The organism is Arthrobacter sp. CP30 (assembly GCF_053470025.1).
Genome location: NZ_JBQEMM010000002.1, coordinates 163,742 through 182,957, shown reverse-complemented (window position 1 = coordinate 182,957; position 19,216 = coordinate 163,742). Strand labels below are relative to the sequence as shown.

Sequence of the window (19,216 nt, the reverse complement as noted above, 5' to 3'; positions counted from 1 at the left end):
CTCGGCCCCGCCCGTCCTCCGTCAGAGTTCGATGCGCTCCGTCTCGATGACTTCCTTGCGGACCTGGCCGCCCACCGTCTCGTCGTGGGTGTGCGCCTCACGGCTGACACGCACCCGCTCGATGGGCACCACGTCCATCTCGACGCGGGGCTTCTCCTCGTACAGGACCAGTTCGACGACGTCCCCGCTGAAGGCCGTCTCCACCGCCGAGTACAGGCGCTCGCGCTCGGCCTTGCTGAAGGTGCCCGAGCCGTCGTCGTAGAGGGGCTTGCCGTCGCTGACCGGGACGCGCTCGACGACGAGCTCCTCGCGCCGGATCTGGACGGTCATGGTGACATCCTCGGTGACCACGCGCTTGACCAGGCGAACCCGTTCCGTCTCCCGGAGTTCGGTACCGACCCTCAGCTGCTCCTCGGAGCGCGTCATGGCCAGATCGCCGTCATCGTCCGTCCCACCCGGGCCGGCACCGCGTCGCAGTCCCTCGTCGCGGCGCGGCTGCTCGGCACGCCCCGCGAAGGCGTCGGTGCGTGAGGACCGGTTGCCGCCAGTGGCGGGAGTCTCGGTGAGCGTCTCGTCCTTCGGCGCCATCAGGCCGTAGTAGCGCAGCAGGTGCTGCTCCTCCTCCGGGCTGAGGTGCCCGTCCTGGGACATCTTCGGTGACGAATGGACGGTGCCGTGCGGGTACGGCAGGCGGACGTCGTTCCCGTCGAGGACCCCATCGCGCAGCGGTGCGAAGGACTCCGGCTCGCCCGACGCGTGGGTGGTGATCGTGACCCAGCTGGGTTCGCCGGTGGCATCGTCGACGTAGAGGTGCCCCATCGGCCCGAGGACCGCCCCGTCCTCGCTCAGCACGTTGCCGCCGGCGTTCATCGAGTCCTTCATCTGGTCGAGCGTGATCATGGTGGCCCTTTCGACGTGGATCGTTCCTCCTCACCGTAGGGGCCGATCGACCTGATAGCAAGCATGCTTAGTACCGAACGTGGTTGCCGTCGGCACCGAAGCTCGGCGATCCGCTGATCCAGCCCTCCTCGCCTCCGCACGCGGCGCATCCACCACTCCGTCGCGCACCGGACGGAGCGCTACGGACGGGTGGTCATCCTGGCGCTCGGTGCATCGCTCGTCGCGATCGCTGTCGGTGCGGCCCAGGAACCGGTCAGCGTCCCGATCCTCCTCGGCGCGGTCGTCGGCGTCGCACTCTCGGTGTGACTGTGGTGGCTGCACTTCGACGTCACGTCCATCGCCGTCGAACACCGCGTGCGGCCTTCTGGCACCGGGTCGGTGGCGGCTGGGAGAGGTGGCGGCTCCGTGGAGCCGTCGTGCTCCTGCTCCTCATCCCGGTCGCCGCATCACTCGCCCGCTCGCCGCTGAGCGCGCCTCTGCCGGTCGACGGGTCCGCTGTCCGTGTCCGAACCGGCGCGACCGACCGAGGCGACCACCCGTCGCGGCCACCCGTCGCGGCCATCCGGCGCGATCAACCGGCGCGATCAACCGGCGAAGGCCCTGATGACCAGGAAGACCACGGGCAGGTAGAGGACGCCCGCCACGGTCTGCAGGGTGATGATCGAGGCCATGAGCCGGGAATCACCGCCGAGCGCCCTCGCCATGACGTAGGCCGAGGACGCGGTGGGCAGGGAGAGGAAGAGGATCACCGTTGCCGCCGGTTCGCCGGTGAGGCCCACCAGCAGGCAACCCGCGAGACCGAGTCCTGGCATCACCACGAACTTGACGGCGGTCGCGAGGCCCACCGCGCCGAGATTGCGTCCCATGCTGCGCAGTTCCAGGGCAGCCCCGACGCACAGCAGGCCGAGCGGCAGGGACGCGGCACCGAGCGTCCGCACCAGGCCCTCGACGCCCGGGGGCAGCCCGATCCCCGTGACATTCAGGCCGATACCGATCACGCAGCCGAGGATCAGCGGGTTCGTGGCGATGCTGCGGACCGTCCCGCCGACCGTGAGCCGCTCCGCCCCGTACCGCGCGAAACCGAGCGTGCAGACGACGTTGACGAGCGGCACGAGGATGGTGTTCGCGATCGCGGCGAGCGCCACGCCGTCGGTCCCGAACAGGGCGAGGGCGATGGAGAGGCCGAGGTAGTTGTTGAAGCGGATGCTCCCCTGCAGCACGGAGGTGAACGCGGGCCCGTCCAGGTCCAGCCACCGCTGCGCCACGACGAGTCCCAGGGCTGTCAGGACCACCGGGCCGGCGAGTACCGGTGCCATGAGGGCGATCGGCAACCCGCCGAGATCCGCGGTCGCCGTGCCGTTGATGAACAGAGCGGGAAGCAGGACGAAATAGCACAGCCGCTCCGCAGGGGGCCAGAACGACGGCGCGAGGAACGCCCGTGCACGGATGCCATAGCCGAGCGCGATCAGCCCGATCACCGGGCCGAGCGCCACGATGGTCTGCAGGATCATCGGGCGGCGCCCCTGCCGGGGGTCAGGATCGGCGCGATCACCAGCCCCGGGCCTGCAGCCACTCGCTCGCCAGCCGGCTCCACTGGCCGGCGGCACCCTGCCCGTCGGCGAGGCCCAGACCGTGCTCACCCTCCTCGAAGACATGCAGGGCGTGCGGAACCCGGTGTGCGGCGAGCGCCCGCGCGAGCCGGTATGCGTGCTCGACCGGGACGGCCTCATCCGCCGCGGTGTGCCAGATGAAGAACGGCGGCGCATCGGCGGTGACGAGACGGTCCAGGGAGGTCGAGGCGCGGAGCGCGTTCCCGGCGTCGGGCCCGAGGAGTTCGTCCTGCGAACCTCGATGTGTCGCGAGTTCCATGGACACGACCGGGTAGCCGAGCACCGCGGCGTCCACGCGCTCGGCCGGCTCGCCGGAGGGGGCCAAGGCTGCCTGCCCAGCAAGGTGTCCGCCGGCGGAGAAGCCCAGGAGGGCCACCCGGGCAGCGCCGGCCGCACGGACGCGCCGGACCTCGGAGCGGACGGCGTCGAGCGGTCCTGGGTGCCGGGTCTGCACGGGGTAGTCGAAGACGCTCGCGGACAGGCCGAACGAGCGCAGGCGCTCCGCGACCACCTCCGCCTCGTTGTCGGACAGCATGGTGTACCCGCCGCCGGGCAGCACGATCACGTGGGAGGAATCCATCCCATCACCGTACTGGGCGGTCGCCCGCGTCACGATCGCGCGACGGTTCGACACGGCCCTGTCCCCCGCACACCGACGGGTGGAGGATCTGGACCGTGGGAGATACCGGGAGCGACGGCGGGAGACGCGGCACGCGGGTGCACCTCGGCCTCGGCGCGGCCGTCGTGGCGGCGCTGCTGTGCAGTGCAGCCTGCGGGAATGGCCCGGGCGGCTTCCTCCGGCAGCCCGCCTGCCTGCCCCCGCCGTACGTCGTCGCCCCCGATCAGATACGTGCCGGCGGGACGGTGGGGATCGACGCGGACGAGGCGGACTGCGATCCGAGGTACGGCGATGCGGCGCAGGTCGAGGTGTTCGTCACCACGATCGACGGCGTGCGCATCCTCCGGGAGCTCGCACCCATGACCGATGCGGGCGGTTTCTCCACCGAGGTCGTGGTGCCCCCGGGGACGCCACCCGGGGAGTACCTCGTGTCCGCGTACCCGTACGGCATCGACTGGTGCGACGACACCGGGGTCAACAACCGCCTGTCCCGCGGTGCGGGGGACGGCCTGGTCCGGGTGTCCTGCGCCGCGGCGGGCCTGCCGCTCGTCGTCCTGCCCTGACCTGCCGCGGCGCCCGGCCGGACCTGTGGACGAAGAAAGCCCCCGGCCATCGGGCCAGGGGCTTTGCGTACGTCCGGAGGGGTGTCAGCCTTCGCACTCGGTGCAGTACTTCTCGCCGTTCTTCTCACGGGCGAGCTGGCTGCGGTGGTGCACCAGGAAGCAGGACATGCAGGTGAATTCGTCCTCCTGCTGCGGGATGACCTGGATGAGGAGTTCCTCGTGGGAGAGGTCGGCCCCGGGGAGGTCGATGCCTTCAGCGGTCTCGCCGTCCTCGACGTCGATCAGTGCGGTCTGCGTGGTCGCACTCCGCTGTGCCTGGATCGCTTCGAGGGACTCGTTGGCCGGCTGGTCTTCCGGGCGAACGCGTGGCTCGTCGTAGTCGGTTGCCATGGGGGTAGATCTCCTTCTATGGGCGGGAATGACGCCCAGATGCCACTCTCAACCTCGGGGGAGGTGGAAGTATTCCATATACCGGGAGCAATATACCTGCTGGCGCTGAGGTTTTTCTCCACCCGTCACCAGCGCATCGAACCGCACTTCATTGTGACGCGATGGCTCCGGCGTGATAGGTGTCGCCAGGCCCCCGCTCCGTGTCCAGCATCACGTCCGCCCGGTCCGTCGCGGCGGGGCGGGGGGACCCCGCGACCACCCCCGCGCCGTCGTCGTAGGGTGTATCCGAGACCCGCCGAACGCTGAAGGAGCTTCCCATGGCACTGGCACTCGACCTCAGCGGCAGGACCGCCCTGGTCACCGGATCGACGCAGGGCATCGGGCTGGCCATCGCCCTGGGACTCGCTTCCGCCGGTGCCCGCGTGGGCGTCAACGGCCGCAGCAACCGCAGCGTCGCCCGCGCCATGGAAACCATCCGCAGGGACGTACCCGATGCCGACCTCATCGCCGTCCCCGCCGACGTCACCACGGACGACGGCGTCGCGAAGGCCCTCGGCGTCCTGCCCGCCGTCGACGTCCTGGTCAACAACCTCGGCATCTTCGGCGCACAGCCGGCCCTGGAGATCGACGACGACGAGTGGCGCCGCTACTTCGAGGTCAACGTGCTCACCGCGATCCGCCTCACGCGCGCCTACCTCCCGGGGATGATCGGTGCGGGCTGGGGCCGCGTGCAGTACATCGCGAGTGACTCCGCCGTCGCCATCCCGGCCGAGATGATCCACTACGGCGTCTCCAAGACCGCGCTGCTCGCTGTCTCCCGCGGCTTCGCGAAGGAGGCCGCGGGGACGGGCGTGACCGTGAACTCGATCATCGCCGGGCCCACCCACACCGGCGGCGTCGAGGACTTCGTCTACCAGCTGGTGGACAAGGACCTTCCGTGGGAGGACGCCCAGAAGCAGTTCATGAAGGACCACCGGCCGCAGTCCCTGCTGCAGCGCCTGATCGAACCCGAGGAGATCGCGAACATGGTCACCTACCTCGCGTCGCCGCTCGCCTCGGCGACCACGGGCGCGGCGGTGCGGGTGGACGGCGGATACGTGGACTCCATCCTCCCGTGACACGCAGCGCGGTCCTGACGCCGCACGGCGCCCTGGAGCCCGGCCCCATGGCCGCGATCCTCGCCAACCACGCCGTCCCGGGATGCGAGGTGACGGACCGGGACGGCCGGCGGCACACCCGGCTGCTCACGACGCCGGGCGGCCCGCGCCGGGTGACCGTCACCGTCCGGCCGGGCGACGTCGAACTCACCGCCGACACGGACGACGACGGCGAGTTCGCACACCTCGTCACGACGACCCGCGCCTGGCTGGACCTCGACACGGACACGGAGGCGATCGCCCGCGCGTTCGACGCCGACCCACTCCTCGGCCCCCTGGTCCGCGAGCGCCCGGGTCTGCGCGCCGTCGGCTACCCCGAGCCGTTCGAGGCCGCGATCATGACGGTGCTCGGCCAGCAGGTGTCGGTGGCGGCCGGCGGGACGTTCGGTGGCAGGCTGGCCGCCGCCTACGGGACGCCGTCGCCGTCGGGCCTCACCGTGTTCCCCACGCCGGAAGCGATCGCGGCGGCGCCGCCCGAGGAGCTGCGTGCCGCCGTCGGGGTGACCCGCAGCCGGGCGGCCACGGTGCAGAACGTGGCGCGCGCCGTCGTCGGCGGGTTGTCCCTCGATCCCCTGGCAGAGCCTGTGCGCCTGAGGAGGGAACTCCTGGCCATCCCGGGCATCGGCCCGTGGTCGGCGGACTACCTCTCCGTCCGCGTGCTCCGCGACGCCGACGCCTTCACCCCGGGGGACCTGGTGGCACGCCGAGCCATGGGCAACCCGAGCATCCGGGACGCCGAGCGGAGATCCGAGGCATGGCGGCCCTACCGCGCCTACGCGCTGTTCCACCTCTGGACGTCCGCGACCTATCGCGGCGGCTGACCCGTCCTAGGCGGACGGGGCGGGCGTCCTGCGGACGCTCCGCAGGGCGATCTCCAGCTCGAAGCGGATCTTCGGGTCCCGAAGGTCGTCGCCGAAGAGTTCCCGCAGCTGCAGCACGCGGTACCCGACGGTCTGCCCGTGGATCCCCAGCTCCTCGGCGATCGGCGACCGCTGGCCCCAGTGCCGGAGCCACGCCAGGAGGGTGTCCTCGAGCTTCTGCCGCTGGTTCTCCGGCAGCTCCGCGAGCGGTGCGAGTCGACGGCGCGAGAGTTCACCGACCGCCGACGGTTCCGCCGCGAGCACCACCTCGGTCAGGTGCTCGTCCGCCCACACGGGCGGCTCGTCGTCGCCCTCGCGGGGCGGGAGCATGGAAGCGGCGAGGATGGCCAGACGCAGGGACTCCGCGACCTGGTGCAGCTCCCCTGCGGGGCCGACGGCCGCGCTCCGTCCGGTCAGCGTCCGGTGGAGCTCCGCGCGGGACACCGCACCGCGCTCGGGCACCAGGGCGACGGCGTCGGAATCGCGCTCGATGACGATCGCCCCGGGCGCGAGCCGCTGCCGGAGTCCCTGGGCGCGGTCGAGCGGGAGGGTGACGACGACGACCTGCGCCGGCACGGTCCAGTCCGCCAGCTGCGCGGCCTGCCGCAGCGCCGTCTCGTCGGCCTTGCCGAGGAGCAGCAGCTCCAGGAGTTCGGCGCGCCGCCGGTCCACAGCACCGGCCCGTTCCGACTGCTCGAACGCGTAGGCCTCCGCACTCACGGCCGAGAGCTCGTCGATGTACGCCATGATCGACTCCCCGAGATCCACCACCACAGCCGAGCCGAGTCCCGCGTCCATCGAGCGGCGGGACATCTCCCGGAACGTCACCCGCGCCCCCATCCTGTAGGCGCCGAGCAACGAATCCATGCTGCGCCCCTGACGGAATTCGCCGCGGCCCAGTCCCGCCACCAACTGGCGGCTCTGGTCGGAGAGGGCGGGCAGCCTCGTGCCCGGCAAGTCGAGAAACCGCTCCAGGGCGGCAGCCACTCCCATCCGCAGTCCGCGGCCGAAGCTCCCCTCGATGGGCCGGGCGTAGGCGGGGACCAGCTGGGGGACCGCCTCGATGATGGCCTCCACCAGATCGGCGTTGAGCGGCCGCAGCAGGTCGCTCACACCGGGCGGGAGAGCCAGCCACGGCGGTTCCGGTGGAGCGACGGCTACCTCGTCGGAACCCATATGGACGACCCCCATCTATTTCTCCGTGACAGTTCTTATCCCCCAACTGTATGCCCGGGATGAAGATCTTTAGCGGCAGAGGCTATATCGTTAGGACAATGATCCGGTTCACGAAGCTGGCGCGTGCAGCATCCGCGCTGACCACCCCGCTCGCACCGGAAGACTTCCTCGCGCTGTTCAACCCGGTGTACTCCTCACGCCAGCTGCGCGGCGTCGTCACCCGTGTGGTCCACGAGACCGAGGACTCGGCCACCATCTACTTCCGCCCCGGCCACGGCTGGCATGCCCACAAGGCCGGCCAGTGGGCCCGCATCGGCGTGGAGCTCAACGGGGTACGCCAGTGGCGCTCCTACTCCCTCAGCAACGCCGCCGGCCATGATCCCGCCATCACCGTGAAGGACGCCGGATCCGTCTCGCACGTCCTGGTCCGCGACACCAAGCCCGGCGACGTCCTGTTCCTCGCACCTCCGCAGGGCGACTTCGTGCTCCCCGAGCACCCGCGGTCGCTGCTCATGCTCACCGCGGGCAGTGGCATCACCCCGGTGATGTCGATGATCCGCACGCTGATCCCGCGCCGCCCCGACGCCGACGTGGTCCTCATCAACTCCAACAGCACCCCCGAGAAGAGCCTGTTCCGGGAGGAACTCGACGAGCTCGCCGACCAGTTCTCCAACCTGACGGTCCGGCACTGGTTCACGAGTGCCCGCGGCCGCCTCGAGTTCACCGCGAAGACCATCGCCGACCTGTGCCCCGACTGGCGCGGCCGCGCGGCTTACGCCTGTGGCCCGGAAGGCTTCCTGAACGACGCCGAGGACCTGTGGCAGCGCGAGGCGACGCTGGAGACGGCGCGCACCGTCCCGAACGTCGCCGCGGGCGCATCCGGCGGCGCCACGCTGACCATCGAGCGGTTCAGCACGGACCTGACGGCCGGCGCCGGGCACGACGGCGGCCTCGTCACCTTCGAGCAGTCGGACCGCGAGGTCCAGGCCGACGGCGACACCCCCCTGCTGGACATCGGCGAGGACGCCGGAGTCCTGATGCCGAGCGGCTGCCGCATGGGTATCTGCCACAGCTGCCTCATCCCGCTCCGCTCCGGCCAGGTCCGTGACCTGCGGACCGGTGAACTGCACAACGAGCCCGGCCAGCTCATCCAGACCTGTGTCTCGGCAGCCGCCGGGCCCGTGAACCTCGACCTGTAGATCCCCCCACCAGAGGAGTCCCCCATGACCACCACGCTGACCCGCCCGGGCGCCCTCGCGGCGTCGGGCCACCCCCTGGTCCGTCCCGATGCAGCCAAGCACCTGACGGACGAGCAGGTCGAGGAACTGGGCCGCGAGCTCGACGCCGTCCGCGACGAGATCCTCGCCAAGCGCGGCGCCACCGACGCCGCGTACATCCGCCGCATCATCCGGATCCAGCGCTCACTGGAGTTCACCGGACGCGGCACCCTGCTGTTCAGCAAGTACAAGCCCGCCTGGTTCGCCGGGACCGCGATGCTGAGCGTCGCGAAGATCCTGGAGAACATGGAGATCGGGCACAACGTGCTGCACGGCCAGTGGGACTGGATGCGGGATCCCGACATCCACTCCACCACCTGGGAGTGGGACTTCGTGACGCCGGCGCGCTCCTGGCAGCACACACACAACGATCTCCACCACCGCTGGACCAACGTCATCGGCAAGGACCGGGACATCGGATACAACCTGCTGCGCATGGACCCCGACCAGCCGTGGCGCCCCTTCAACCTGGGCAACCCACTGTACAACGCGATCCTCGCGCCGGTCTTCGAGTGGGGTATCGCCCTGTACGACCTCGAGATCCCGGAGTACAAGGAGGGCCTGAAGACCAAGGAGGCCATGAACCGCGACCTCAAGGCCGTGGGCGTCAAGGTGCTCAAGCAGTTCTCCAAGGACTATGCCGCGACGCCCGCCGTCGCGATGCTCACCGGCTCCGGCAAGCAGGCCCTCTACGGGACGCTGGCGGCCAACGCCATCCGCAACTTCTGGGCGCACGCCATCATCTTCTGCGGCCACTTTCCCGATGGGACGGACACGTTCACGGAGGAGGAGGTGGACGGGGAGACGCGCGGCGACTGGTACGTCCGCCAGATGATCGGCTCGGCCAACATCTCCGGCTCCAAGTTCATGCACCTGATGTCCGGGAACCTGTCCCACCAGATCGAGCACCACTGCTTCCCCGATCTGCCCTCCAACCGGTACGCCGAGGTCGCCGTGAAGGTCCGCGAGATCTGCACGCGCTACAAGCTGCCCTACACCACGGGCCCCCTGCCCAAGCAGGTCGGCTCCACGTGGGCCAAGATCTTCAAGCTGGCCCTGCCCCCGCGCAAGCAGAAGGCCGCCACGGCCTAGCCCGCGCGGCGGTTCTTCCGCTCCACCTCGTCGAAACGACAGAAACGACCGCCGAAGAGCCTTTCCGGCGGTCATTTCTGTCCTCTCGGGCGCCTTGTCGGAGGAACGACCCGGCTCAGACCGGAGCGTCCTCCGCCAGCAGCGCATCGACCTGGCCGAGCGCCTCGCGCACGCCCTCCTCCATGCCCATCGCAGCCATCTGCTCGAGCTGCTCCAGCGACTGGAAGGCCGTCGTCATCGTCATGCGCGTGTGTCCGCCGAGATCCTCGAGCGTGACGGTCGCCGTCGTCTCCCCCATGTCCGGCACGGGATCACCGTTCTCGTCCGCGAAGCCGTCCACGAAGGTCAGCAGGCGGTGGGGCTCGACGGCGGTGATCCGCCACCAGCCTCGCGCCTTCTCGCCGTCGGGCCCGGTCATGAAGTAGGCGGCGCGCCCGCCCTCCTCGAACTCGTACGTCTCGAAGGTCGCCGGCCAGGTGGGCGGTCCCCACCAGCGCTGCAGCTGGGTCCGGTCCGCCCAGATCCGCCACACGCGTTCAGTGCCGGCGTCGAACTCCGCGACGAGCCGGAAGTGGAGAGCGTCGGTGTCCTTCTCGGTGCTGATGACTGCCATGATGCTGCCTTCCTAGTCCTGATCCGATGCATCCTCGGCGAGGAGGTCGCCGATCCTGTCGATCCGCTGCCGCCAGATGTGCTCGTACTCGTCGAGGAGGCGGCGGGCCCGCTGCACTGCGTCCACCCGTCCCCGCACGATCTGCTCCCGTCCGCGCTTCTCCTTGATGACGAGCGAAGCCCGCTCCAGGACGGCCACGTGTTTCTGCACTGCGGCGAAACTCATGGCGTACTGCTCCGCCAAGCCGGAGACCGAGTACTCGGCGACCAGGACGCGGGACACGATGTCCCTCCGGGTCGCGTCGGCGAGCGCCTGGAACAGGCGGTCCACCTCGTCCTCACCCATCTGAACTACAACCATATGGTTGTACGTTACGTGGGGTCTGGACGCCGGTCAAGGGTGGCAGCCGGCCCTGGTCCAGCCACCCCGCCGAACGGACAGACATGACGCGTCACAGGGCCTCCGAGCGGTCTTTTGTGTCCTCTCGGCGTCCGCGCGGACACCCACCAGGACGTGACACCCGTTATGGCACGCGTCCGGGGAGCCTGCGAGACTGGCCCCATGACCCGCGGAATATATGTGAGCGCCATGACCAACGGCTCCGGCAAGTCCCTGATCTCCCTGGGCCTCGCCGACATGCTGCACCGCCACGCCGACCGCGTGGGCTTCTTCCGGCCCATCGTCGAGGGCAGCGACCCCTCGGCGGATCCGATGGTGCGCCTCATGCAGCGCGCCTTCGACCTCCCCGAGAGCCGTGCCCGGGGCGGCCTGACCCGCGCCGAGGCACGGGCACTCCTGGTCACGGGCGATCGCGCCGAGATCGACGCACGGTGCGTCGCCATCTACAGCGAGATCGCCGCGGAGTGCGACGTCGTCATCGTCGAGGGCACTGATCTCTCCGGCAACGACGCCGCCGTCGAGTTCGACCTCAACGCCCGCCTCGCGAACAACCTCGGTGCCATGGTGCTCGCCGTCGTGAGCGCGAAGGACATGTCCGTGGAGGAGGCGGCGGACACGGTCGACGTCGCGCGCCGCGAACTCGACGCCGCGAAGGTGTCCCTCCTGGCCATGATGGTCAACCGGGCGGCGGACGACGCCGTCACCGCCATCAGCGAGCAGGTGCGGCCCGGGCGGTCCGGGCGGCCCGTCTACGTCATCCCTGAACTGACCGAGATCTCCCAGCCCACGGTGTCCGAGGTGTCGGCAGAGCTCGGTGCGCGGCAGATCGCCGGCAACTCGAACCTGGAGCGCGACGTCACGAGCGTGCGTGTCGCCGCCATGAACGTCGGCAACTTCCTGCACCTGCTCACGGACGGCGCGCTGGTGATCGTGCCCGGCGACCGCGCGGACGTGCTCGTGGCGACCCTGGCGTCGTCGTTCTCGCCCGAGTTCCCGGTGCCCTCGGGCATGTTCCTCACCGGCGGCCTCGCCCCGGATCCCAACATCCTCGCCCTTCTCGCGCAGGCGCCGTTCCCCGTCTTCGCGCTCGACGACGACACCTACACCGCGGCGCGGCGGGTCAGCGAGGTGCGCGGGGAGATCGCCAGCGGACTGCGGCGGAAGGCCGCCGCTGCGCTCGGCGCCTGGTCACGGCAGGTCGACGAGAACGAGCTGCTCGAGCGCCTCGAACTGCCGCGGCCCGTGAGCATGACCCCGCTGCGCTTCCTGCACGAGCTGATCCAGCGTGCGCGGGCCGAGCGGAAGCACATCGTGCTGCCCGAGGGCGAGGACGTCCGCGTGCTGAAGGCGGCGGAGATCCTGCGCCGCCGGGACGTCTGCGATCTGACGGTCCTCGGGCCGGAGGCTCGCATCCGCGAGCTCGCATCCGGCCAGGGTATCGACCTCACGGGCATCACGCTGATCGACCCCGCCTCCTCGGACCTCCTGGAGGAGTTCGCCGCCGAGTACGCCCGCCTCCGCGCCCACAAGAACGTCTCGCTCGACCAGGCCCGTGAAAGGATGCTCGAAGGCGCATACTTCGGGACCATGATGGTGCAGCTCGGGAAGCTCGACGGCATGGTGTCCGGGGCGGCGCATACGACGGCGAACACCATCCGCCCCGCGCTCGAGTTCGTGAAGACGAAGGACGGCGTGAAGATCGTGTCCTCGGTGTTCCTCATGCTCCTGCAGGACCGCGTGCTCGTCTACGGCGACTGCGCCGTGAACCCGGATCCGAACGACGAGCAGCTCGCGGACATCGCCGTGGCCTCCGCGGAGACCGCCGAGCAGTTCGGCGTGCAGCCGCGGGTCGCCATGCTGTCCTACTCCACCGGGGAGTCGGGGTCCGGCGGCGCGGTGGACGAGGTCCGGCGCGCCACCGAGCTGGTGCGGAAGCTCCGCCCGGACCTCGCCGTGGAGGGCCCCATCCAGTACGACGCGGCAGTCGACGCCTCGGTCGCGGCCTCCAAGCTGCCCGGATCGTCCGTTGCGGGTCAGGCGACGGTGTTCATCTTCCCCGACCTCAACACCGGCAACAACACCTACAAGGCCGTACAGCAGTCGGCCGGCGCGGTCGCCGTCGGACCCGTCCTCCAGGGCCTCCGGAAGCCTGTCAACGACCTCTCACGCGGCTGCACCGTGGAGGACATCGTCAATACGGTGGCCATCACCGCCGTCCAGGCGCAGCAGCCCACCTCCTAGCCGTTCCCATCGATCCCGCTCCAGGACAGGACCCCATGATCATCCTCGTCATCAACTCCGGCTCCTCCTCGCTCAAGTACCAGGTGCGCGAGGGCGACGACGTCCTGGCGGAAGGCCTGGTCGAGCGCATCGGCGAGGCGGAGGTCCCCGACCACGCCGCCGCCCTCGACCGTGTGGATCACGAGGTGGCGGAGGCACTCGGCGAGCGCACGATCGACGCCGTCGGGCACCGCGTGGTGCACGGCGGCGAGCGGTTCAGCGAGCCGGTCCTGATCGACAACGAGATCACCCGCGCGATCGAGCGCCTCAACCCGCTCGCCCCCCTGCACAATCCCGCGGCCGTCACGGGGATCCGGGCCATCACCGAGAAGTGGCCGGACCTGCCGCAGGTGGCCGTGTTCGACACCGCTTTCCACCGCACCCTGCCCGAGCACGCCTGGCGGTACGCCGTGCCGGACGAGCTGTACCGAAAGCACGGCATCCGCCGCTACGGGTTCCACGGCACCTCGCACGCCTACGTGGCGCGTGGTGCGGCCGAGCTCCTCGGGACGGACGCGTTCACGGGGGTCATCGCGCATCTCGGCAACGGCGCCTCGGTCACGGCCGTGCGTGACGGCGAGAGCATCGACACCTCCATGGGCTTCACGCCCCTCGAAGGGCTCGTGATGGGGACGCGGTCCGGGGACATCGACCCGTCCATCCTGCTGTTCCTGCTGCGCGAGGGATACAGCGAGAAGGACCTCGACACGCTGCTCAACCGGAACAGCGGATTGAAGGGCCTCGCCGGTACGAATGACATGCGCTCCGTCGCGGAATCCGCGGACTCCGGCGACGAGCGCGCGAAGCTCGCGGTCGAGGTGGCGTCCTACCGGCTGGCGAAGTACGTGGGCGGTTACCACGTCGCCGTCGGCGGTGCCGACGCCCTCGTGTTCACCGCGGGCATCGGGGAGAACGCGGCCGACTTCCGCGCGGCCGTCGTCGCCAAACTCGGGGCCCTCGGCCTCGAGCTCGACGAGAGCCTCAACTTCGAGCGCAGCAAGCAGGCGCGCGTGATCAGCACGCCGTCGTCCGCGTTCCCCGTCCTGGTGGTGCCCACGGACGAGGAGGCGGCCATCGCACAGGCCACGGCCGCCGTCGTCGCCGGGTCCTGACCGCAGGGCCCACCCTTCCGACGCGGCGTCGCCTCCCCGTCGTCGTCGGTGCACCCGAGGCACGCACCTGAGGCGTGCACCTGAGGCACGCCGCCGCAGCAGGGCTCCGGCAGACTGAGGCCATGACGATCATCCGCATGGCCCTCCTGTTCGTCCTCGCCGCGGGCGCCGAGATCGGCGGGGCCTGGCTCATCTGGCAGGCGGTCCGGGAGGGCAGGCCGTGGTGGTGGGCCGGGCTCGGCATCATGGCGCTCGGCGCCTACGGCTTCGTCGCGACCCTCCAGCCCGACCCGAACTTCGGGCGGATCCTCGCGGCGTACGGCGGTGTCTTCGTGGCAGGATCGCTGGCGTGGGGCATGCTCATCGACGGCTTCCGCCCCGACCGCTGGGACATCCTGGGGTCGGCGGTCTGCCTGGTCGGCGTCGCGCTGATCATGGTCGGTCCACGCTCGACGAGCTGACCCTGCACGGCGGTCCGCCCTGCGCCGGCGGACGTGCAGATGCTCCCACTGACCGAACCGGATCAGTGGGCACAAGCGCTCGTTCCCACTGACCGGGCGCGGTCAGTGGGCAGAACGCCCCGGACGGGGCGCGCGCCCCCACTGGGTGCTCACCCCGCGCCGAGCAGCCTCGCCACACCGGCCGCCACCGCCCCGAGAGCCACGACCACCAGGAACGGCGCCCGCAGCCACAGGGCGACGGCGGCCACCAGCAGCGCGACCACCCGCGCGTCGACGGCGAGCTCCTGGCCGGACGCGAAGGTGTTCACGGCCGTCAGCGCCGCGAGCAGCCCGATCGTCAGCGATCCGGCCACCCGGAGCATTCTCGGATTGTCGAGCAGCTTCGCCGGGACCAGGAACCCGAGGAACTTCGTGGCGATGGAGATGGCGCACGCCAGCAGGATCCAGGCCCAGAGGCTCATGCGTCCGTCCGTCCGCCGGGCGGCTGTGACGCCCCGGTCTGCCGAGCGATGCCGGACCGCCGTAGGACCCCGAACTGCCGTGGGACGCCGGGCTGCTGTGTCGTCCCGACATGCCGACGGCCCCGGGTCTGCCGAGCGACGCCGGATTCCCCGGTCTCCCGAACGATTCGGGGCCCTTCGGCGCTTTCGGACCGCCCGGCGTCGGGCTCCCCGGCAACACCATCGGGGTACGGATCGACGTCGGGCTCCAGGCCTTCCGTCGCCGGGCCCAACCCCGAGAGCCCGAGCACGGCGGCGACCACCGCGGCGATGAGGATCGGGACACCGGGCGGCACGAGCGGCACCGCGATCAGGGTGACCACGGCGCAGACGACGGCGATCGCCGCGGGCTCCCGCGCGCGGATCCGCGGCCAGAGCAGGCCGAGGAAGGCGGCCACGGCGGCTCCGTCGAGCCCCCACCGGGCCGGATCGCCGAGGGCGTTGCCGGCGAGCGCCCCGACGAGCGTGAAGAGGTTCCACAGGACGAAGACGCCGATCCCCGCGGCCCAGAACCCGCGGCGCTGCTCCTGCGGATCCGTCTGGCCCGTCGCCGTCGCCACGGATTCGTCGATCGTGAGGTGCGCCATCGGCAGCTTCCGCCAGCGGGGAGGCCTGAGCAGGACATTGACCTGCATCCCGTACACGCCGTTCCTGATGCCGAGCAGCGCGGCTGCGGACATCGCCGAGAGCCCGCTGCCACCGCCCGCGACGACACCGATGAATGCGAACTGCGATCCGCCGCTGAACAGCAGCAGGCTCAGGGCCATGGTCTGCAGGAGGTCGAGTCCCGCGGCGACGGACAGGGCACCGAAGGACAAGCCGTAGAGGCCGGTGGCGATGGCCACGGAGAGGGCGATCCTGACCGCCGGTGACTGGAGGAGCTGCACCTGATAAGGCTAGGCGAGCCGCCGCCCCGGCTTCCCATTCGGGTCCACATGGTGAAGAGTGGGAAACGAAGCATACTTACTACCCGGAGGAGTGCGACATGAAAGCCGTGACATGGCAGGGCAAGCGCAACATCAGCGTGGAGAACGTGCCCGATCCCACGCTCCAGGAACCGACCGACGCGATCGTCCGGATCACCTCGACAGCGATCTGCGGCTCCGATCTGCACCTCTACGAGGTCCTCGGCCCGTACATGCACAAGGGAGACATCCTGGGGCACGAGCCCATGGGGATCGTCGAGGAAGTCGGCGCGGACGTGACCAACCTGAAGGTCGGCGACCGCGTCGTCATCCCCTTCAACATCTCCTGTGGCTACTGCTTCATGTGCACCCGAGGCCTGCAGTCCCAGTGCGAGACCACCCAGGTGCACGAGCAGGGATCCGGCGCTGCCCTTTTTGGGTTCTCCGAGCTGTACGGCTCCGTCCCCGGAGGACAGGCGGAGTTCCTGCGGGTGCCGTTCGCCGACTACGGACCGGTGAAAGTCGGGCACGACCTGCCGGACGAGCGCTACCTCTACCTCTCGGACATCCTCCCCACCGCCTGGCAGGGCGTGCAGTATGCGGACGTCCCGAAGGACGGAGTGCTCACGGTGTACGGTCTGGGCCCCGTCGGCCAGTTCGCCGCCCGCATCGGCAAGTATCTCGGACACCGCGTCATCGCTGTCGAGCCCATCGCCGAGCGACGCGAGATGGCCAAGCGCCACGGCATCGAGACCATCGACTTCACGAAGGACACCGCCGAGGAGCTTCGCAGCATGACCAACGGCCGCGGCCCCGACGCGATCGTTGACGCCGTCGGCATGGAGGCACACGGCTCGCCGGTCGGTGCGTTCGCGCAGAATGCCGTGGGGATCCTGCCGGACAGGCTGGCGCAGAAGGTCATGGAGACCGGTGGCAGCGATCGCGTCTCGGTCCTGCACTCGGCCATCGACGCCGTCCGCCGGGGCGGCACGCTGTCCCTCAGTGGCGTCTACGGCGGGTCCGCGACCCCCATGCCGCTGCTGACCATGTTCGACAAGCAGGTCCAGTTCCGCATGGGCCAGTGCAACGTGCGGCGCTGGACGGACCAGCTCCTGCCGATCGTGGAGGAAGCATCGGATCCGCTGGGCGTCACCGATCTCATGACGCACGAGGTCTCGATCGACGAAGCGCCCGCCGCCTACAAGAATTTCCAGAAGAAGACTGACGGCACCATCAAGGTGGTGCTCAAGCCCCAGGGCGTCACGGTCTGACGCCACGGCGTCGGACCAGCGCACGACGACGCCGGCCCGGATCGCACCGGGCCGGCGAACCTCGGGCCAGAGCCACACCGAGCCGGCGCACGTCAGGCCGGAATCGCGCAGGGGCAAGGACGGCCCGAGGGACCCGCATCACCCGCGCGGCGAGAGCCGGAGATCAGTCGGTCTCCGGCTCTTCGCGCGCGAGCGACTCGTGCGGATTCGTCTCGCCGCGAGCCATCTGCAGCGCGTCGGCCGCACGCACGAGGGCCAGGTGGGAGAAGGCCTGCGGGTAGTTGCCCGCCATCCGGCCGTTCTCGGCGTCGTACTCCTCCGAGAGCAGGCCCAGCTCGTTCGAGTAACCCACCAGCTGGTCCATGAGGCGTGTGGCGTCATCGAGCCGGCCGCTGTGCGCGTACTGCTCGACGAGCCAGAACGAGCAGGCGAGGAACGGGTGCTCCCCCGGCTCGAGACCGTCGTCGGACTCGCCCGTGCGGTACCGCAGCAGGAGCCCGTGGGGATCCAGGAGGTGCTGTTCGATCCGCTCGACCGTGCCCAGCATCATCGGGTCGTCGTAGTCGAGGAACCCCACCTGAGGGAGCTGCAGGAGGGAGGCGTCCACCTCGCCGCCGTCGTAGACCTGCGTGAAGGAGTTCAGCCCGTGGTCGAAGCCGCGCTCGAGGATCTCGGTGCGCAGCCCGTCCCGCAGGCCGATCCAGTGGTCGAGTGGCCCGCTGAGCCCGTGGTCCCGGACCGCGCGGACGGCGCAGTCGAAGGCCGCCCACATCATGACCCGCGAGTGGGTGAAGAGCTGCAGCTCTCCGCGCATCTCCCAGATCCCGTGATCGCGATCGTCCAGGTGGTTCTCCGCGAAGGTGAGCAGCGCGCGCTGCAGGGGCCACGAGAAGCTGTCCTCGGTGACGCCGTGACCGCGCAGCTTCTCGAGCGCCACCATCACCTCGCCGACGACGTCGGCCTGGTACTGGCCCACGGCTCCGTTGCCCACCCGCACGGGCGTCGATCCGGCGTAGCCGGGCAGGTGCCCCAGCTCGCGTTCGGGCAGTCTGCGCTCGCCGGCGAGCCCGTACATGATCTGGAGGTCCTCGGGATCACCCGCGACCGCCCGCAGCAGCCAGTTGCGCCACTCGAGGGCCTCGTCGGCGAACCCGTGCGTCATCATGGCCTCGAGCGTCAGCGCCGCGTCACGCAGCCAGCAGAAGCGGTAGTCCCAGTTGCGCGCGCCGCCGAACTGCTCCGGCAGCGAGGTGGTGGGAGCGGCGACGATCCCGCCGGTGTCCTCGTGCGTGAGCGCCCGCAGCACCAGCAGCGAACGCCGCACGGCGTCGGTGTAGCGTCCGTCGTCGACGCAGCTGGCGGCCCAGGCGCGCCAGTAGGTGATGGTGGTGTCCAGTGCGTCGTCGATGTCCAGAGCCGACGGCGTCTCCCGGTGGGACGGGTACCAGACGAGCTCGAGGTCGACGACGGCACCCGTGGCCACCGGGAACGTCCCCTCATGGCGGTGGTCGGCCGCCCTGAGGCGCGGTCCGCGGAGCAGGAGGGCATCGGGCCCGGCGATGGCCAGCAGGACCGGGACGCCGTCCTCGATCCCCTGGCTGACCCATGGCAGGATCTCCCCGTAGCCGAAGCGGATCTGCACCTCCTGCCGCATGGTGACGGTGCCCACGAGCCCCTGGATGCGCCGCACCACATTGGCCCGCCGATCCGTGACCGGCATGAACTCGGTCACCAGCACCTCACCCTCGTCGGTCTTCCAGTGGGTCTGCAGGACGAAGGTCGAATGGATATAGGTGCGGCTGACGACGGTGGCGGTGGGCGACTCCGGCGCGAGGAGCCAGCGCCCGTGATCGGGCGTACCGAGCATGGCGGCGAGCACCGATTCGGAGTCGAAGCGCGGCATGCAGAGCCAGTCCACGCTGCCGTCACGGGAGATCAGCGCACCCGTGTGCAGGTCGGAGACGAGCGCGTAGTCCTTGATCGGTGATTGCATCCTCCCACTCAACCACAGGCGTGCAGCCGGGCCGAGGG

The 19,216-nt window shown here is 70.2% G+C and carries 18 protein-coding genes and 2 pseudogenes; 10 read left to right on the top strand and 10 right to left on the bottom strand.

Annotation, left to right across the window (positions count from 1 at the left end):
* Window positions 1-21 precede the first annotated feature (21 nt).
* Entirely contained in the window at window positions 22-900 is an 879-nt protein-coding gene (locus ACTIMO_RS04195; protein ID WP_448181563.1) for a YsnF/AvaK domain-containing protein, read from the bottom strand.
* 141 nt (window positions 901-1,041) lie between these two features.
* Between ACTIMO_RS04195 and ACTIMO_RS04190 the strand changes: the two are divergent.
* A pseudogene (locus ACTIMO_RS04190) lies at window positions 1,042-1,206 on the top strand (low temperature requirement protein A); the annotation flags it as partial.
* A gap of 278 nt (window positions 1,207-1,484) precedes the next feature.
* Here the strand turns inward: ACTIMO_RS04190 and ACTIMO_RS04185 are convergent.
* Window positions 1,485-2,411 (bottom strand): AEC family transporter, encoded by a 927-nt coding sequence (locus ACTIMO_RS04185; protein WP_448181562.1) that lies wholly within the window; start codon window positions 2,409-2,411, stop codon window positions 1,485-1,487.
* 37 nt (window positions 2,412-2,448) lie between these two features.
* Window positions 2,449-3,090 carry an alpha/beta hydrolase gene (locus ACTIMO_RS04180; RefSeq protein ID WP_448181561.1) on the bottom strand — a complete coding sequence of 214 codons (642 nt, stop codon included), beginning with the start codon at window positions 3,088-3,090 and terminating at the stop codon, window positions 2,449-2,451.
* Window positions 3,091-3,185: 95 nt separating this feature from the next.
* On the opposite strand from ACTIMO_RS04180, the gene ACTIMO_RS04175 reads away from it, so the two are divergent.
* Entirely contained in the window at window positions 3,186-3,692 is a 507-nt protein-coding gene (locus tag ACTIMO_RS04175) for a hypothetical protein (protein WP_448181560.1), read from the top strand.
* Between the two features lie 84 nt (window positions 3,693-3,776).
* Here the strand turns inward: ACTIMO_RS04175 and ACTIMO_RS04170 are convergent, their stop codons facing one another.
* A complete protein-coding gene (locus ACTIMO_RS04170) occupies window positions 3,777-4,082 on the bottom strand; it encodes a DUF4193 domain-containing protein (protein WP_055765785.1) in 306 nt (101 codons plus the stop codon).
* A 323-nt stretch (window positions 4,083-4,405) separates the two neighbouring features.
* Here ACTIMO_RS04170 and ACTIMO_RS04165 point away from each other — a divergent pair, with 323 nt between their 5' ends.
* Window positions 4,406-5,200 (top strand): SDR family NAD(P)-dependent oxidoreductase, encoded by a 795-nt coding sequence (locus ACTIMO_RS04165; protein WP_448181699.1) that lies wholly within the window; start codon window positions 4,406-4,408, stop codon window positions 5,198-5,200.
* Window positions 5,197-6,060: a DNA-3-methyladenine glycosylase family protein gene (locus ACTIMO_RS04160; RefSeq protein ID WP_448181559.1), complete on the top strand. Its 864-nt coding sequence runs from the start codon at window positions 5,197-5,199 to the stop codon at window positions 6,058-6,060. The genes ACTIMO_RS04165 and ACTIMO_RS04160 overlap by 4 nt, the downstream gene beginning before the upstream one ends.
* A gap of 6 nt (window positions 6,061-6,066) precedes the next feature.
* Here ACTIMO_RS04160 and ACTIMO_RS04155 read toward each other — a convergent pair whose 3' ends face one another.
* The gene (locus ACTIMO_RS04155) at window positions 6,067-7,290 is read right to left on the bottom strand and encodes a PucR family transcriptional regulator (protein WP_422391021.1); all 1,224 of its coding nucleotides are present in this window, start codon (window positions 7,288-7,290) and stop codon (window positions 6,067-6,069) included.
* An 83-nt stretch (window positions 7,291-7,373) separates the two neighbouring features.
* On the opposite strand from ACTIMO_RS04155, the gene ACTIMO_RS04150 reads away from it, so the two are divergent.
* Both ACTIMO_RS04150 and ACTIMO_RS04145 read left to right on the top strand, forming a co-directional pair.
* On the top strand, window positions 7,374-8,474 hold the full coding sequence (locus tag ACTIMO_RS04150) for a ferredoxin reductase (RefSeq protein ID WP_152817045.1): 1,101 nt from the start codon (window positions 7,374-7,376) through the stop codon (window positions 8,472-8,474).
* A gap of 24 nt (window positions 8,475-8,498) precedes the next feature.
* The gene (locus ACTIMO_RS04145) at window positions 8,499-9,644 is read left to right on the top strand and encodes a fatty acid desaturase family protein (RefSeq protein ID WP_448181558.1); all 1,146 of its coding nucleotides are present in this window, start codon (window positions 8,499-8,501) and stop codon (window positions 9,642-9,644) included.
* 115 nt (window positions 9,645-9,759) lie between these two features.
* Here the strand turns inward: ACTIMO_RS04145 and ACTIMO_RS04140 are convergent, their stop codons facing one another.
* Both ACTIMO_RS04140 and ACTIMO_RS04135 read right to left on the bottom strand, forming a co-directional pair.
* Complete coding sequence (locus tag ACTIMO_RS04140; RefSeq protein WP_448181557.1) at window positions 9,760-10,257, bottom strand: SRPBCC family protein; 498 nt, start codon at window positions 10,255-10,257, stop codon at window positions 9,760-9,762.
* Between the two features lie 12 nt (window positions 10,258-10,269).
* Window positions 10,270-10,617 carry an ArsR/SmtB family transcription factor gene (locus tag ACTIMO_RS04135; protein ID WP_448181556.1) on the bottom strand — a complete coding sequence of 116 codons (348 nt, stop codon included), beginning with the start codon at window positions 10,615-10,617 and terminating at the stop codon, window positions 10,270-10,272.
* A 201-nt stretch (window positions 10,618-10,818) separates the two neighbouring features.
* On the opposite strand from ACTIMO_RS04135, the gene pta reads away from it, so the two are divergent.
* From pta to ACTIMO_RS04120, 3 genes are all read left to right on the top strand, one after another.
* On the top strand, window positions 10,819-12,897 hold the full coding sequence (gene pta / locus ACTIMO_RS04130) for a phosphate acetyltransferase (protein WP_055765803.1): 2,079 nt from the start codon (window positions 10,819-10,821) through the stop codon (window positions 12,895-12,897).
* Between the two features lie 35 nt (window positions 12,898-12,932).
* A complete protein-coding gene (locus tag ACTIMO_RS04125) occupies window positions 12,933-14,048 on the top strand; it encodes an acetate/propionate family kinase (protein WP_448181555.1) in 1,116 nt (371 codons plus the stop codon).
* Between the two features lie 122 nt (window positions 14,049-14,170).
* The gene (locus ACTIMO_RS04120) at window positions 14,171-14,509 is read left to right on the top strand and encodes a YnfA family protein (protein WP_422391016.1); all 339 of its coding nucleotides are present in this window, start codon (window positions 14,171-14,173) and stop codon (window positions 14,507-14,509) included.
* 149 nt (window positions 14,510-14,658) lie between these two features.
* Here the strand turns inward: ACTIMO_RS04120 and ACTIMO_RS04115 are convergent, their stop codons facing one another.
* Window positions 14,659-14,970, bottom strand: coding sequence for an AzlD domain-containing protein (locus ACTIMO_RS04115; RefSeq protein ID WP_055765813.1), 312 nt, complete (start codon window positions 14,968-14,970; stop codon window positions 14,659-14,661).
* A 194-nt stretch (window positions 14,971-15,164) separates the two neighbouring features.
* Window positions 15,165-15,896 (bottom strand): annotated as a pseudogene (locus ACTIMO_RS04110) (AzlC family ABC transporter permease); the annotation flags it as partial.
* Between the two features lie 98 nt (window positions 15,897-15,994).
* Here ACTIMO_RS04110 and ACTIMO_RS04105 point away from each other — a divergent pair.
* A complete protein-coding gene (locus ACTIMO_RS04105; protein WP_448181554.1) occupies window positions 15,995-17,185 on the top strand; it encodes a zinc-dependent alcohol dehydrogenase in 1,191 nt (396 codons plus the stop codon).
* 163 nt (window positions 17,186-17,348) lie between these two features.
* Here ACTIMO_RS04105 and ACTIMO_RS04100 read toward each other — a convergent pair whose 3' ends face one another.
* Window positions 17,349-19,196, bottom strand: coding sequence for a glycoside hydrolase family 15 protein (locus ACTIMO_RS04100; protein WP_448181698.1), 1,848 nt, complete (start codon window positions 19,194-19,196; stop codon window positions 17,349-17,351).
* Window positions 19,197-19,216: the final 20 nt, after the last annotated feature.

Coding starts and splice junctions, on each gene's coding strand:
- ACTIMO_RS04140 (WP_448181557.1), bottom strand. CDS start 10,257: ATGGCAGTCATCAGCACCGAGAAGGACACCGACGCTCTCCACTTCCGG.
- ACTIMO_RS04155 (WP_422391021.1), bottom strand. CDS start 7,290: ATGGGGGTCGTCCATATGGGTTCCGACGAGGTAGCCGTCGCTCCACCG.
- pta (WP_055765803.1), top strand. CDS start 10,819: ATGACCCGCGGAATATATGTGAGCGCCATGACCAACGGCTCCGGCAAG.
- ACTIMO_RS04120 (WP_422391016.1), top strand. CDS start 14,171: ATGACGATCATCCGCATGGCCCTCCTGTTCGTCCTCGCCGCGGGCGCC.
- ACTIMO_RS04150 (WP_152817045.1), top strand. CDS start 7,374: ATGATCCGGTTCACGAAGCTGGCGCGTGCAGCATCCGCGCTGACCACC.
- ACTIMO_RS04195 (WP_448181563.1), bottom strand. CDS start 900: ATGATCACGCTCGACCAGATGAAGGACTCGATGAACGCCGGCGGCAAC.
- ACTIMO_RS04145 (WP_448181558.1), top strand. CDS start 8,499: ATGACCACCACGCTGACCCGCCCGGGCGCCCTCGCGGCGTCGGGCCAC.
- ACTIMO_RS04115 (WP_055765813.1), bottom strand. CDS start 14,970: ATGAGCCTCTGGGCCTGGATCCTGCTGGCGTGCGCCATCTCCATCGCC.
- ACTIMO_RS04125 (WP_448181555.1), top strand. CDS start 12,933: ATGATCATCCTCGTCATCAACTCCGGCTCCTCCTCGCTCAAGTACCAG.
- ACTIMO_RS04135 (WP_448181556.1), bottom strand. CDS start 10,617: ATGGTTGTAGTTCAGATGGGTGAGGACGAGGTGGACCGCCTGTTCCAG.
- ACTIMO_RS04180 (WP_448181561.1), bottom strand. CDS start 3,090: ATGGATTCCTCCCACGTGATCGTGCTGCCCGGCGGCGGGTACACCATG.
- ACTIMO_RS04105 (WP_448181554.1), top strand. CDS start 15,995: ATGAAAGCCGTGACATGGCAGGGCAAGCGCAACATCAGCGTGGAGAAC.
- ACTIMO_RS04185 (WP_448181562.1), bottom strand. CDS start 2,411: ATGATCCTGCAGACCATCGTGGCGCTCGGCCCGGTGATCGGGCTGATC.
- ACTIMO_RS04170 (WP_055765785.1), bottom strand. CDS start 4,082: ATGGCAACCGACTACGACGAGCCACGCGTTCGCCCGGAAGACCAGCCG.